Here is a 13302-nt window from a genome sequence, read left to right as displayed (position 1 = left end):
ACCGTGCGGCCCTGGCGATCATCCTACCCAGGCCCCGGCACGGCCGGAGGTCAGGGTCGGCGGTGCCCCGCGCGCCCCGGCCCGTCGCCGCCGGCCCGGCCCATTACCCGAACGGGCCTTGTGGTAAACTGAAGGTCTGGGAACGGAGCCTGATACATGCAATTCGAGGTCGGCGAGACCGTCGTCTACCCCCATCACGGGGCGGCAACCATCTCTGAAGTCAAGACTCGCGTCATCAAGGGCGAGGAGAAGGTCTACCTGAAGCTGCGCGTCACGCAGGGTGACCTCACGATCGAGGTCCCGGCGGACAACGTCGACCTGGTCGGCGTCCGCGACGTGATCGGCAAGGAAGGCCTCGACAAGGTCTTCGAGGTCCTGCGGGCACCGTTCACCGAGGAGCCGACCAACTGGTCGCGCCGCTACAAGGCGAACCTCGAGAAGCTCGCTTCGGGGGACGTCATCAAGGTGTCCGAGGTCGTGCGTGACCTCTGGCGCCGCGACCAGGACCGCGGACTCTCCGCGGGCGAGAAGCGGATGCTGGCCAAGGCTCGGCAGATCCTCATCTCCGAGCTGGCCCTGGCCGAGAAGACCGACGAGGACAAGGCGTCGACCGTCCTCGACGAGGTCCTCGCCTCCTAGCGCGAACCGCAGCTGGACCACACGACGACGACCGTCCTGCTCCCCGATCGGGTGAGCAGGGCGGTCGTCGTCGTCGCGGCGGGTTCCGGCACCCGCCTCGGGCTCGGGACGGCCAAGGCGTTCGTCCCCGTCGCCGGTGAACGCATGCTCGTCCGCGCACTGCGGACGGTGCTCGCGCTGACCGAGCCGACGTTCGTCGCGGTCGTGGCACCGGCGGACCGGCTCGACGAGTGCCGGGAACTCGTCGCCTCCGTCGCGGGCGCCGCGGTCGCGTACACGGCGGTCGTGCCGGGAGGCGCGGACCGCCACGCGTCGGTCGAGGCCGGCCTGGCAGCCCTGCCGGACTCCGTCGTCACGGTCCTCGTGCACGACGCCGCGCGGTGCCTCACCCCGGCGAGCCAGTTCGAGCGGGTCTTCGCCGCGGTGCTGGCGTCGGGCGCCGGTGTCGTCCCGGGCCTGCCGGTCACCGACACCGTGAAGCGTGTCGACGGGGACACCGTGGTCGAGACCGTCGACCGTTCGGCGCTGGTCGGGGTGCAGACGCCGCAGGGCTTCCCGCTCGCGGACCTCCGCCGCGCGTACGCCGGGGCCGCCCGCGCCGAGACCGACGACGCCGGGGTGTTCCAGGCGGCCGGCGGGACGGTCCGGACCGTGCCCGGTGACGCCGACGCGTTCAAGATCACCACGCGGTGGGACCTCGGTCGTGCCGAGGCCGTCGTCGCCGAGCGTGCGGCGGCCGCGTCGACGCCTCCGTCGCTCGACCTCAGGGTCGGGCTCGGTGTCGACGTGCACGCCTTCGACGCCGCGAGCCCCTGCCGCGTCGGTCTGCTCGACTTCCCGGGTGAAGCGGGCCTCTCCGGACACAGCGACGGGGACGCCGTCGCGCACGCGGTGTGCGACGCGCTGCTCTCCGCAGGCGGCCTCGGGGACATCGGCGGGCGGTTCGGCACGTCCGACCCGCGGTACGCCGGAGCGACCGGGGACGTCTTCGTCCGCGGGGCCGTCGAGCTGCTCCGCGCGGAGGGCCTCGTCCCCGTCCGTGTCACGGTCCAGGTCGTCGGGAACCGCCCGCGCATCGGGGCTCGTCGCGAGGAGATGCAGGACGCCCTCGCCGCGGTCGTCGGCGCTCCCGTCGCGGTCTCCGGCACGACGACCGACGGGCTCGGCTTCACCGGGCGGGGCGAGGGGCTCACCGCGATCGCCACGGCCGTCGTCCGGGCCGTCTGAACACTCCACAGGCCCTGCCCTGTTCCGTCGCGGTGGGGGCGTCCCCCTCTAGGCTTGTCCTGTGACCGTTCGCCTGTACGACTCCCGCGCCGCCGACGTCGTCGACCTCGTGCCCCTGGTCGACGGACAGGTCAGCATGTACGTGTGTGGGCCGACCGTGCAGTCCTCCCCGCACATCGGACACCTCCGGTCCGCGCTCGTCTACGACATCTGGCGTCGCTGGTTGAGTCACCGCGGGTACCGGGTCACCCTCGTGCGGAACGTCACCGACATCGACGACAAGGTGCTCGACCTCGCCGCGGGCACCGACGAGGCGTGGTGGGCGCGGGCCTACCGCGTCGAACTCGAGTTCACCGCCGCCTACGCCGCGCTCGGCATCCTGCCGCCGACGTACGAGCCCCGCGCGACGGCGAGCATCCCGCAGATGCAGGACATCATCACGAGCCTCATCGAGCGCGGGCACGCCTACCCGGCAGCGGACGGCAGCGGTGACGTGTACTTCGACACCGCGAGCTGGCCGGAGTACGGCGCCCTGACCCGTCAGCGACGCGACGACATGGTCGACGCCACCGACGCCGACCCCCGGGGCAAGCGGGACGCCCGCGACTTCGCCCTGTGGAAGGGCAGCAAGGCGGGGGAGCCGTCCACCGCCAGCTGGGACTCGCCGTGGGGTGCTGGCCGCCCGGGGTGGCACATCGAGTGCTCGGCGATGTCCCGGCGCTACCTCGGCCCGGCGTTCGACATCCACGGCGGCGGCCTCGACCTGCGGTTCCCGCACCACGAGAACGAACTCGCACAGTCCAGCGCGGCGGGGGACGCCTTCGCCTCGTACTGGCTGCACAACGGGCTCGTGACCGTCGGGGGGCAGAAGATGTCCAAGTCCCTCGGCAACTCGATCTTCGCCGCGGACTTCCTGGCGGCCGCACGCCCCGTCGTCGTCCGCTACTTCCTCGGCGCCGCTCACTACCGGTCCACGATCGACCACCACGAGGGCTCCCTCGCCGAGGCCGAGGCCGCACTCGACCGCATCGAGGGCTTCCTCGAGCGCGGTGCCGCACGACTCGAAGGGGTCCGGCTCGCCGACGCCCCGACCGTGCCGCAGGCGTTCGCCGACGCCATGGACGACGACCTCGCGGTGCCCCAGGCGCTGGCCGTCCTGCACGAGACCGTCCGGTCCGGGAACGCAGCGCTCGACGCCGACGATGCGGAAGCGCTCGGTGTCGCGTACCATCAGGTGGCCGCGATGGTGGAGGTGCTCGGCATCGACCCGCGGGCGCCGCACTGGTCGGGTGGTGCGCACGACACCGCCGCAGCACCGCTCGCCGCCCTCGTCGAACGCCTCGTGCAGGAACGCGCCGACGCCAGGGCCGCACGGGACTTCGCCACGGCCGACCGCGTCCGGGACGACCTCGCAGGCGCGGGCATCACGATCGAGGACACACCGTCCGGAACACGCTGGAGCATCGCCTGAACACGGCAGTGCCGAACAGGAGAACTGCATGAAGAACGTCTCGGGGAGCAAGAAGGGTCGTCCGGGCGCCGTCCGGACCGGCCGCAAGGGCAACAAGCAGGTCGGTTCCGGCGGGCAGGGCGCGCAGGCGCTCGAGGGCCGCAAGCCGACGCCGAAGGCCGAGGACCGCCCGTACCACCCGGCCGGCAAGCGCAAGGCCGCCAAGGAGCGCTTCGAGGCCGCGCGTGCCCGTCGTGGCGGCAGCAGCGCCTCGGCGCCGCAGACCCGCTCGGGTGGTCGACCGCCCGCCCGCAAGACCGACGACAGCGAGCTGGTGACCGGCCGCAACTCGGTGCTCGAGGCGCTCCGGACGAAGACGCCGTCGACGACGCTCTACATCGCCGCCCGGATCGAGGTCGACGACCGCGTCAAGGAGATCCTGGCGCTCGCCAACCACCGCGGCGTGCCGATCATGGAGATCATGCGTCCGGAGCTCGACCGCATCACGGGGCACGACAGCGTGCACCAGGGTGTCGCGCTCAAGGTGCCGGCGTACGAGTACGCGGTCGCCGAGGACCTCGTCGAGCGGGCGTTCTCGCGCGACCAGGTCCCGCTCATCGTCGCGCTCGACGGCATCACCGACCCGCGCAACCTCGGTGCGATCATCCGGTCGACGGCCGCGTTCGGTGGGCACGGGGTCATCGTGCCGCAGCGTCGCTCCGTCGGCGTGACCGCGTCGGCGTGGAAGACGTCCGCGGGTGCCGCTGCCCGGACCCCCGTCGCGATGGCACCGAACCTGACGCAGACCCTCAAATCGCTGAAGTCGATGGGGCTGTTCGTCCTCGGTCTCGACGGTGGTGGGGACGTCGAGCTGGACGCCCTCGAGCTCGCCGACCGGCCGATCGTCATCGTCGTCGGCTCGGAGGGCAAGGGCCTCTCCCGCCTCGTCACCGAGACGTGCGACGCGATCGTCTCCATCCCGATCTCGAGCGCGACCGAGTCCCTCAACGCGGGCATCGCCGCGAGCGTGACCCTGTGGGAGGTCGCTCGGCGCCGACGCGCCGAGTAGCGCCGCACCAGCGACATCCGGGAGGCCCGGTGCCGGTCCACGCGACCGGCGCCGGGCCTCCCGTCCGTCTGCCTGGAGGGCGCCGCCCCGCCCAGCCCGCTCACCGCGCCCGACCGCGTCTGCCGAGGTCGCACGACCTGCCGCTCACGTCCGCCGTGGTTCCGCGATCGCGGGATCTCGACGCGCGAGATGCGCGAATTCCGGAACCGGGGGGGGAGGGGGACAGCTCAGACGGACGCGCGCCAGTCCTCGTCGTCCTCGTCCTCGCCGTCGAGCGGCAGCGCGATCGACGACGTCGGCGGGTTGATGAGCGTGCGCTCGTCCCGCCGGTGCCGCAGCACGTCGTTGATGTAGGCGGTCGTGGCCTCGGGGAGCGACACCGAGCGCTCCTCCTGCTGCGACATGAACCAGCGGTGCTCGAGCAACTCGTGGAACACCTCGGCGGGTTCGAGCCGGCCGCGCAGGTCCCGCGGGATCGCCCGCACGACGGGCTCGAACACCCGCGAGACCCACTCGTGCGCGACCATCTCCTCGTCGAGCTCCTCGCGGCCGTTGCGGGCACGGTACGCGTCCAGGTCGTTGAGCAGTCGTCGGGCCTGGTTCTCCTCGGCGTCGAGGCCGGTCAGACGCAGCAGACGGCGCTGGTGGTGTCCGGCGTCGACGACCTTCGGCTGGATGCGGACCTGTGCGCCGGACTCCGCGGTGCGGATCGACAGCTCCTCGATGTCGAAGCCGAGCGCGTTGAGCCGCTCCACGCGGTCGTTGATGCGCCAGCGCTCCGCCGCGTCGAACTGCTCCGTGCCGGTGAGCTCCGTCCAGAGGGTCCGGTACTGCGCCACGATGCGGTTCGACACGTCCACGGGGTCGGCGTTCTCGTCGAGACGTCCGCCGGCCTCCAGGTCGAGGAGCTCGCCGGCGATGTTGACGCGGGCGACCTCGAGGTCGTTCTCCCGCTGCCCGTTCGACAGCCCGCCCGGGTAGAGCTTCCCGGTCTCGGCGTCCACCAGGTACGCGGCGAACGAGCCGGCGTCGCGGCGGAACAGCGTGTTCGAGAGCGAGACGTCGCCCCAGTAGAAGCCGATGACGTGCAGCCGGACGAGCAGGAGCGCCAGGGCGTCCACCAGGCGGGTGGCCGTGTCCGGGCGCAGCGTCTGCGAGTACAGCGCGCGGTAGGGCAGCGAGAAGCGGAGGTGGCGGGTGACGAGGACGGGCTGGAGCTCCTCGCCCTCGCGACCGACGCGGTTCGTGATGACCGCGACGGGGTCCACGCACGGCACGTCCATGCGCTGCAGGGTCCGGAGCATGTCGTACTCGGAGCGCGCGAGTTCGGCGCTCGTCTCCTTGACCGCGACGACGTAGCCGCTGAGGTGCACGAACCGCACCAGGTGCCGCGAGATGCCCTTCGGCAGCGCGACGATCGTCTCGTCGGGCCAGGCCTCGAGCGGCAGGTCCCAGGGAAGGTCGAGCAGGCCGGGGTCGACGGTGGCGGCGGTGATGGTCATGGAGTCGGGCACGACGGGTCCTCAGGTGCTCGGCGGTGGGTCTGGAGGACGGGAGGCTCGGTGCGGGCCCGCACCGAGCCTCCCGTCCCGCAGGTGGGAACGACGGGAGCCCGCCAGGCGCCGAGGACGGCGGATGACGGGCTCCCGGGGGTGGTGATCAGGCGCTGACGACGGCCTTGTCGTCGAGGCGCTCGCCCGACTCGGCGTCGAACACGTGCACGTGACCCTGCTTCGGGCTCACGACGATCGTGTCACCGATCGAGGGGTGGTTGCGACCGTCGACGCGCGTGACGATGTCGGTGCGCGTGCCGTTCACGTCGGCGTGGCCGTAGAGGTAGCCGTCCGCGCCGAGCTCCTCGACGACGTCGACCGTGACGGGCAGGCCCTCGCCGGACTGGGACACGATGATGTCCTCGGGGCGGACGCCCACCGTGACGGCACCCGAGCGGGCGTTCGACAGGGTGTCGCGGTCGATCGGGTGGTTGAGCGACCCGAAGCTGATGCCGCCTTCGAGCACCGACGCCGGCAGGAGGTTCATGGCCGGCGAGCCGATGAAGCCGGCGACGAACACGTTGTTCGGCTTCTCGTAGAGGTCGCGCGGGGTGCCGACCTGCTGCAGGATGCCGTCCTTGAGCACCGCGATGCGGTCGCCCATCGTCAGCGCCTCGGTCTGGTCGTGCGTGACGTAGACCGTGGTGACGCCGAGACGACGCTGCAGCGACGCGATCTGGGTACGGGTCTGGACGCGGAGCTTGGCGTCGAGGTTCGACAGCGGCTCGTCCATGAGGAACACCTGCGGCTGACGGACGATCGCACGGCCCATCGCGACGCGCTGACGCTGACCACCGGAGAGCGCCTTCGGCTTGCGACCGAGGTACTGCTCGAGGTCGAGGAGCTTGGCGGCCTCCTGCACGCGGGTGGCGCGCTCCTCCTTGCCGACGCCGGCGATCTTGAGCGCGAAGCCCATGTTCTCGGCGACGGTCATGTGCGGGTACAGCGCGTAGTTCTGGAACACCATCGCGATGTCGCGGTCCTTCGGCGGGACGTCGGTGACGTCACGGTCGCCGATGCGGATGGCGCCGGAGTTGACCTCTTCGAGGCCGGCGAGCATGCGCAGGGACGTGGACTTGCCACAGCCCGACGGGCCGACGAGGACGAGGAACTCGCCGTCGGCGACGTCCAGGTCGAGGGAGTCCACCGCGGGGCGGTTGCCCCCGGGGTAGAGACGGGTTGCCTTGTCATAGGTGACGGACGCCATGAGCGTTCGGTCCTCTCCACCGGCAGGTACGTGCCGGACGATCCGTGGTGAAGCGGCGGCCCAGTCGGGCCCCGGACGGTCGCCGTCGACCGTCACGCCTCATACAACACGAGTTCTCCGGCTGGCGCCAGTGCGGGGGGCACGCGGGCTCCGGGCGTCGTCTGCTGGTTGGCTGGTTCCCATCGGCCGCCACTACAATCGCCGGGTCCGTCCGCCGACCGGGGGGAGGCCGGCGGACACCGACCAGGAGGACGACCGCACGATGACCAACCGCCCCGAAGGCGACGCCCGCGCCGAGCGCAACGCGCGTCGTGCCGCCGCGCGCGAGCGAGCTCAGCGAACCCGTACCCAGCAGAGGCGACGCCAGCGGGGTGTCCGCATCGGGCTCCAGGTCGGACTGGGCGTCGTGCTGATCGCCGCCGCCGCCATCGTCACGCTGGTGCTCGTGAACTCCTCGCGTCCGGCCGGCCCCGGGCCGGACACCATGGCCGACGGCGGGATCACGATCGGCGCCGGGCTGAAGGCCGTCGAGCCCGGCGCTGCGTCCACGCCGTCGCCGAGCTCGACCGCCTCGGCCGAACAGGTCCGGATCACCCTCTACGTGGACTACCTCTGCCCGATCTGCGGTTCGTTCGAGCAGACGAACAGCGAGTACATCGAGGGGCTCGTCGACTCCGGTGCCGCGACCCTCGACGTGCACCCCGTCGCGATCCTGACGAACCGCTCCCAGGGCACGAAGTACTCCCTCCGTGCCGCGAACGCGGCGGCCTGCGTCGCGCAGGAGTCCCCGGACTCGTTCTTCGCCGTGAACCGCGCACTGTTCGCCGCGCAGCCGGAGGAAGGCACGCCGGGCCTCACCGACGAGCAGCTCGCCGACGTCGTCACGACCGTGCCCGGTGTGCGCAAGGGCTCGACGATCGAGCAGTGCATCGAGGACCAGCGGTACGGCAAGTGGGTCGACGAGCGCACCACCGCCGTGACGGGCGGGGACATCCCCGGCTCGGACCTCACGACCTTCCCGGGGACCCCGCTCGTGCTCGTCAACGGCCAGCAGTACCCGTACTCCACCGCCTCGACGAACGACGAGTTCCGGACCTTCGTCGTCAGCGCCGCGGGCAGCACCGAGACGACCCCCACGCCGACCCCGAGCGCGACACCCACCGCGTCCGCGACGCCGTCCGGGTCCGCGTCGCCGACCGCCGGCTGACACCGCACACGAGCTGACCAGCACGACCGACCACGTGTCGGACGCGCACGACGGCCGGGACGCCTCCACGAGGCATCCCGGCCGTTGCCGTTCAGAGGGCCGACGCGGGCACGGTGAGCGTGTCGCAGCTCGTCGCACCCCGCTCGTATCCCCGCTCGAACCAGTCCTGACGCTGCTCGCTCGTGCCGTGCGTGAACGAGTCGGGGTCGACCCGGCCGGTGGCGCGCTCCTGGATGCTGTCGTCGCCGACCGCGCTCGCCGCCGACAGCGCGTCCGCGACCTGGGCTCGGGTGACGGGCTCGAAGAACGTCTCCCCGTTCGCCGACTCCGTGGTCGCCGCGTCACCGACCCAGGCGCCGGCGTAGCAGTCCGCCTGGAGCTCGACGCGGACGCTGTCCGACGCGGCCCCGCTGCCGCTGCGGTCGGTCTCGGCGAAGGTGCCCTCGAGCTGCTGGACGTGGTGGCCCCACTCGTGCGCGACCACGTACATCTCGGCGAGCGGTCCGCCGGACGCCCCGTACGTGGAGCGGAGCTCGTCGTAGAAGTCCGTGTCGACGTAGAGGGCACGGTCGGGCGGACAGTAGAACGGCCCCGTCGACGCCGAGGCCGTCCCGCACCCGGTGTCGGTCGACCCGGTGAACAGGAAGAACTCCGGCGTCGAGTAGCTGACCCCGAGCTGCTCGGCCTCGGCGGACCAGTACGCGTCGAGGGACTCCGCAGCGCCCTCCATGCGGCAGTCGATGCTCGCGTTCGCGTCGCGACCGGTGCGGCACTCGGCGACCGGCGAGGCCTCCGCGCCGCCCTGCTGGATGGTCGTCAGTCCGCCGCCACCGCCGACGACGCCGCTGAGGTCGACCCCGGTGAACTGTGCGATGAGGAACACCACGATCACGGTGCCGATGGACCCGCCACCGATCGCCACACCACGACCGGGGCCGCGCCGCTTGACCTTGCCGCCACTGAGCTGCGAGTCGTCGTTGAACGTCATGGCGTCGAACCTACGGACGTGCAGCGGGGGACGTGTGCACCGGCGCGACCGTCGGGCGTGGCGCGAGTAGACCGGGGGCATGCCGATCCTCGACGAGACCCACCCCCTGTTCCTGCTCGCGATGGACCAACGGTCCTCGCTCCTCGAGCACACCTACGACGAGGACTCCGGAGAGCCCGCGGACGAGGCCGAGGCCCAGCGCGTCCGTGCCGGCAAGCAGCTCGTCTACCGTGGCCTGCTCACCGCCCTCGCCGCCGGTGCAGCGCGCGAGCACACGGGTGTCCTCGTCGACGAGCGGTACGGCGCCGACGTGGCCCGGCTCGTCAAGGAGGCCGGGCTGCAGCTCGCGATGCCGGTCGAGCGCTCCGGCCGCGAGTGGTTCGAGCTCGAGTACGGCGACGACTGGGTCGCCCACGTCGACACGTTCGACCCGGACTGGGTGAAGGTGCTCGTGCGGGACAACCCGGCGTTCGACGCCGAGCACCGCGCGCAGCAGGCCGCCGCGCTCGCCGACGTCGCGGCGACCCTGCACGACGCGGGCCGGCCGTTCCTCGTGGAACTGCTCGTCCCGGCGACCGACGAGCAGCGCGACGCGGTGGAGGACTACGACCGCGACCTCCGCCCGGACCTCGTCGTGCAGGTCCTCGAGTACCTGCAGGACCACGGCGTCGAAGCCGACGTGTGGAAGCTCGAGGGGCTCGACCGCACCGAGGACGCCGAGCGCGTCGTCGCCGCCGCCCGCCGCGGTGGTCGGGACGCCGTCCGGTGCATCGTCCTCGGGCGGGACGCCCCCGAGGAGCAGCTCGACCACTGGCTGCGCACCGCGGCGCCGGTCGACGGGTTCGTCGGCTTCGCGATCGGACGGAGCAACTGGGAGGAGGCGCTCGAGGACGTCGTCCGCGAGCACCTCGACACCGAGGCCGCCGAACAGCTCATCGCGGCCAACTACCGCCACTTCGTCGACACCTGGCTCGAGGCCCGCAGAGGGATCGAGCACGGTGTGGACGCGGGCGCCGTCTGAGCTGACCGGACCCGGTCGGTCGACGCGGGTCAGGTGCGGACCAGCGGCTCCACGGACGCCAGGTCCGCGCCGATCCCGACGTCCACCAGTTCGATGCGCCCGGCGAGCGTCGCCGCCGGGCCGCGGAGGAGCCCGGCCTTCACCCCGCCGAACGTCACGGTGACGTCGGCGTGGAGCACGTGGTCGTCCGCGATGCCGCCGGTGTCCACGTCGATGCCACTCGGCACGTCGACGGCCACGACGAACGGGGCCCGCTGTTCGCGTGCGAGCTCCCGGAGCGCCGCGACGACGTCGCGCGCGGGGGAACGCAGCGGTCCTCCGCCGCCGATCCCCAGGATCCCGTCGAGCACCAGGTCGGCCTCGAGCGCCGCCTCCCGCGCGACCGACGCGAGCCGTTCCCCCGCCGGGGGCGTCGCCGCACGCAGGATGTCGGCGGCACCCGCCGCCGAGGGCACCGGGCCGCCGTCCGCGGGGTCGTCCAGGAGGCGTGCCCCGGCCTCCCGGGCTGCGGCCAGGCCCGCCTCGTGGACACGGGAGCCGACGCGGAGGACCGTCACGTGCCTCCCGGCCGCCGCCAGCCGCGCAGCGGCGAAGAGCGCGTCACCGCCGTTGTCACCGCTGCCGACCAGGACGAGGACGGAGCCGGGGTCGTCCCCCGGGCGGATCGCGGGGTCGCCGAGCAGGTCCGCGACGATCACGGCGAGCCCGTCCGCGGCCCGCTGCATGAGCGGCTCACCCGCCTCGAGGTGGGGGCGTTCCGCCGCTCGGATCTGGTCGCCGCCGTAGCCGTCCATACCGGCCACTGTGGCCCCACTACCCTGGACGGGCCATGTCACTCGTCCCCGAAGCGCCCCGCCCCCGCGTCGTGATGTCCCCGGACGGTCTGCCGCTCGCCACCTACGACTTCGGCGATCCCGACGCGCCCGCGGTCCTCGCCGTGCACGGCTTCGCGTCCGGGGCCGTCCTCAACTGGCACGCCTCGGGCTGGACCCGCGACCTCGTCCGCGCCGGCCACCGCGTCGTGGCGTTCGACCAGCGCGGGCACGGCGCCAGCGGGAAGCCGCACGAGCCGCACAGCTACTCCATGGACCTGCTCGTCGACGACGTCACGGCGGTGGTGGACACCTACCTGCTCGACGACGTCGCGTTCCTGGGCTACTCCCTCGGTGCTCGGGTCGGGTGGCACGCCGCCGAGCGGATGTCGGACCGGATCTCGCGCGCGGTGCTCGGCGGGATCCCGGACGCGGACCCGATGCGGCGCGTCCGCGTCGACCAGGCGTGGGCGTTCATCACCGACGGCACCCCGGTCGAGGACCGCGTCACGAACGGGTACCTCACGATGGCGGCGAACGTCGAGGGCAACGACCTCCGCGCGCTGGTCGCGATGGTGGAGGGGATGCGCGACAGCGTCGAGCCGACGCCGGCGAACGCGCCGACGCAGCCGCTGCTGCTGGCCGCCGGCAGCGAGGACGGGATCAAGGACAGCGCGCTCCGGCTCGCCGAGACAGCGCCGCACGCGACCTTCGTCGAGATCCCGGGGCGGAACCACTTCAATGCCCCCACGTCGCGGCACTTCCGGGAGGCGGCGATCGCGTTCCTGGGGCAGGGGCGGTAGCGGGGCGGAACCACGCAGTGTCACCAGTTCGGCGCCCCCACGTCGCGGCACTTCCGGGAGGCGGCGATCGCGTTCCTGGGGCAAGGGCGGTAGCGGGGCGCTCGCGTCTGCAGACCGTTGACCGCCACTCGGTGGACCCTCCCGCCGTCGAGGGGGCGCGGCGTAGCGTCCGCCGCATGGACTACAGACTCCTCGGCAACAGCGGGACAGTGGTGTCGTCGCTGACCCTCGGCACCATGACGTTCGGCAGCGAAGCCGACGAACCGACCTCCCACGCCATCATCGACGCCTTCGTCGCGGGCGGTGGCACGTTCATCGACACCGCCGACGTGTACTCGGGCAACGACTCCGAGCGCATCATCGGACGGTGGCTCCGCGACCACCCCACCGACGCGCAGCAGGTGGTGCTCACCACGAAGGGGCGCTTCCCGCAGGGCGACGGCCCGAACGACCTCGGCCTCTCGCGCCGGCACCTCCGCGTTGCCCTCGACGCGTCGCTGGAGCGGCTCGGCGTCGACCACATCGACCTCTACCAGATGCACGCGTGGGACGCCCTCACCCCGATCGAGGAGACCCTGCGCTTCCTCGACGACGCCGTGTCGGCCGGCAAGATCGGCTCCTACGGGTTCTCGAACTACCTCGGCTACCAGGTCACGAAGGCGGTCTACGAGGCCCGCCTGCACAACTGGGCACCCCCGGTCACGCTCCAGCCGCAGTACAACCTGCTCGTCCGCGACATCGAGCACGAGGTCGTGCCCGCCTGCCTCGACGCCGGGATCGGGCTGCTCCCGTGGTCCCCGCTCGCCGGTGGTTGGCTCTCCGGGAAGTACCAGCGCGACGAGGCCCCGACCGGGTCGACCCGACTCGGTGAGGACCCGAAGCGCGGCATGGAGGCGTGGGAGGCCCGCAACGCCGACGAGCGCACGTGGAAGGTGCTCGACGCGGTGTCCGCCGTCGCGGACGCGCACGGCGCCTCGCGCTCCCAGGTCGCCCTGGCCTGGCTCCTCGCCCGGCCGGCGGTGACGAGCGTCATCCTCGGCGCACGGACCGTCGAGCAGCTGCAGGACAACCTCGGCGCCGCGGACCTCGTGCTCGACCAGGCCGAGCTGCAGACGCTCACCGAGGCGAGCGCTCCCCGCATCGACGACTACCCGTACGGCACGGCCGGCGTCGCGCAGCGCGAGCGGAAAATCACCGGCGGTCGCTGACGGCGCCAGGCGGTCACCGGGGCCCCGCCTTCGCGGCGTGCCCCGGTGACGCGTGGGGCCTACCGCCGCACCGGGCCGCCACGCCGCCGCCCGGCCTCCTCGGCGGGAGACGCCCGGG

Annotated in this window: 12 protein-coding genes; 8 read left to right on the top strand and 4 right to left on the bottom strand. The window is 72.5% G+C overall.

All coding sequences use genetic code 11. The features are described from left to right. Positions 1-156 precede the first annotated feature (156 nt). The 4 genes from DEJ32_RS08500 to rlmB all read left to right on the top strand — a co-directional run bounded on the left by DEJ32_RS08500 (position 157) and on the right by rlmB (position 4385). Complete coding sequence (locus tag DEJ32_RS08500) at positions 157-639, top strand: CarD family transcriptional regulator (RefSeq protein WP_017888066.1); 483 nt, start codon at positions 157-159, stop codon at positions 637-639. 51 nt (positions 640-690) lie between these two features. Next, complete coding sequence (gene ispD / locus DEJ32_RS08495; protein WP_110891074.1) at positions 691-1866, top strand: 2-C-methyl-D-erythritol 4-phosphate cytidylyltransferase; 1176 nt, start codon at positions 691-693, stop codon at positions 1864-1866. A 61-nt stretch (positions 1867-1927) separates the two neighbouring features. Continuing rightward, positions 1928-3337, top strand: a complete 1410-nt coding sequence (gene cysS / locus DEJ32_RS08490; RefSeq protein ID WP_110900953.1) for a cysteine--tRNA ligase — start codon at positions 1928-1930, stop codon at positions 3335-3337. A gap of 28 nt (positions 3338-3365) precedes the next feature. Continuing rightward, positions 3366-4385: a 23S rRNA (guanosine(2251)-2'-O)-methyltransferase RlmB gene (gene rlmB, locus DEJ32_RS08485; protein ID WP_110824107.1), complete on the top strand. Its 1020-nt coding sequence runs from the start codon at positions 3366-3368 to the stop codon at positions 4383-4385. 227 nt (positions 4386-4612) lie between these two features. Here the strand turns inward: rlmB and DEJ32_RS08480 are convergent, their stop codons facing one another. Together DEJ32_RS08480 and DEJ32_RS08475 are read right to left on the bottom strand one after the other, a co-directional pair. Next, positions 4613-5899 carry a DUF4032 domain-containing protein gene (locus tag DEJ32_RS08480; RefSeq protein ID WP_110890963.1) on the bottom strand — a complete coding sequence of 429 codons (1287 nt, stop codon included), beginning with the start codon at positions 5897-5899 and terminating at the stop codon, positions 4613-4615. Between the two features lie 145 nt (positions 5900-6044). Beyond that, positions 6045-7145, bottom strand: a complete 1101-nt coding sequence (locus DEJ32_RS08475; RefSeq protein ID WP_110890964.1) for an ABC transporter ATP-binding protein — start codon at positions 7143-7145, stop codon at positions 6045-6047. Between the two features lie 262 nt (positions 7146-7407). Between DEJ32_RS08475 and DEJ32_RS08470 the strand changes: the two genes are divergently transcribed. Continuing rightward, positions 7408-8352: a thioredoxin domain-containing protein gene (locus tag DEJ32_RS08470; RefSeq protein WP_181420620.1), complete on the top strand. Its 945-nt coding sequence runs from the start codon at positions 7408-7410 to the stop codon at positions 8350-8352. A gap of 91 nt (positions 8353-8443) precedes the next feature. Here the strand turns inward: DEJ32_RS08470 and DEJ32_RS08465 are convergent, their stop codons facing one another. Next, positions 8444-9340 carry a neutral zinc metallopeptidase gene (locus tag DEJ32_RS08465; protein WP_110900951.1) on the bottom strand — a complete coding sequence of 299 codons (897 nt, stop codon included), beginning with the start codon at positions 9338-9340 and terminating at the stop codon, positions 8444-8446. Positions 9341-9419: 79 nt separating this feature from the next. On the opposite strand from DEJ32_RS08465, the gene DEJ32_RS08460 reads away from it, so the two are divergent. After that, positions 9420-10361, top strand: a complete 942-nt coding sequence (locus tag DEJ32_RS08460) for a 2-deoxy-5-keto-D-gluconate 6-phosphate aldolase domain-containing protein (RefSeq protein ID WP_110900950.1) — start codon at positions 9420-9422, stop codon at positions 10359-10361. A 29-nt stretch (positions 10362-10390) separates the two neighbouring features. On the opposite strand, the gene DEJ32_RS08455 is transcribed toward DEJ32_RS08460, so the two are convergent. Beyond that, positions 10391-11155 carry an NAD(P)H-hydrate epimerase gene (locus DEJ32_RS08455; RefSeq protein WP_110900949.1) on the bottom strand — a complete coding sequence of 255 codons (765 nt, stop codon included), beginning with the start codon at positions 11153-11155 and terminating at the stop codon, positions 10391-10393. Positions 11156-11190: 35 nt separating this feature from the next. Here DEJ32_RS08455 and DEJ32_RS08450 point away from each other — a divergent pair, with 35 nt between their 5' ends. Together DEJ32_RS08450 and DEJ32_RS08445 are read left to right on the top strand one after the other, a co-directional pair. Then, the gene (locus tag DEJ32_RS08450; RefSeq protein WP_110900948.1) at positions 11191-11976 is read left to right on the top strand and encodes an alpha/beta fold hydrolase; all 786 of its coding nucleotides are present in this window, start codon (positions 11191-11193) and stop codon (positions 11974-11976) included. 176 nt (positions 11977-12152) lie between these two features. Then, positions 12153-13184 (top strand): aldo/keto reductase, encoded by a 1032-nt coding sequence (locus DEJ32_RS08445; protein ID WP_110900947.1) that lies wholly within the window; start codon positions 12153-12155, stop codon positions 13182-13184. The last annotated feature ends 118 nt before the right edge of the window (positions 13185-13302 follow it).

This window comes from Curtobacterium sp. MCPF17_046 (assembly GCF_003224295.1).
Classification (GTDB): domain Bacteria; phylum Actinomycetota; class Actinomycetes; order Actinomycetales; family Microbacteriaceae; genus Curtobacterium.
Note: the sequence above shows the minus strand (reverse complement) of the source record. Positions and strands in the feature narration are given on the sequence as shown.

What these genes read in the sequence shown, in the direction of transcription:
- DEJ32_RS08500 (WP_017888066.1), top strand. Translation starts at nt 157, where the DNA reads ATGCAATTCGAGGTCGGCGAGACCGTCGTCTACCCCCATCACGGGGCG.
- rlmB (WP_110824107.1), top strand. Translation starts at nt 3,366, where the DNA reads ATGAAGAACGTCTCGGGGAGCAAGAAGGGTCGTCCGGGCGCCGTCCGG.
- DEJ32_RS08475 (WP_110890964.1), bottom strand. Translation starts at nt 7,145, where the DNA reads ATGGCGTCCGTCACCTATGACAAGGCAACCCGTCTCTACCCCGGGGGC.
- DEJ32_RS08470 (WP_181420620.1), top strand. Translation starts at nt 7,408, where the DNA reads ATGACCAACCGCCCCGAAGGCGACGCCCGCGCCGAGCGCAACGCGCGT.
- DEJ32_RS08465 (WP_110900951.1), bottom strand. Translation starts at nt 9,340, where the DNA reads ATGACGTTCAACGACGACTCGCAGCTCAGTGGCGGCAAGGTCAAGCGG.
- DEJ32_RS08460 (WP_110900950.1), top strand. Translation starts at nt 9,420, where the DNA reads ATGCCGATCCTCGACGAGACCCACCCCCTGTTCCTGCTCGCGATGGAC.
- DEJ32_RS08455 (WP_110900949.1), bottom strand. Translation starts at nt 11,155, where the DNA reads ATGGACGGCTACGGCGGCGACCAGATCCGAGCGGCGGAACGCCCCCAC.
- DEJ32_RS08450 (WP_110900948.1), top strand. Translation starts at nt 11,191, where the DNA reads ATGTCACTCGTCCCCGAAGCGCCCCGCCCCCGCGTCGTGATGTCCCCG.
- DEJ32_RS08445 (WP_110900947.1), top strand. Translation starts at nt 12,153, where the DNA reads ATGGACTACAGACTCCTCGGCAACAGCGGGACAGTGGTGTCGTCGCTG.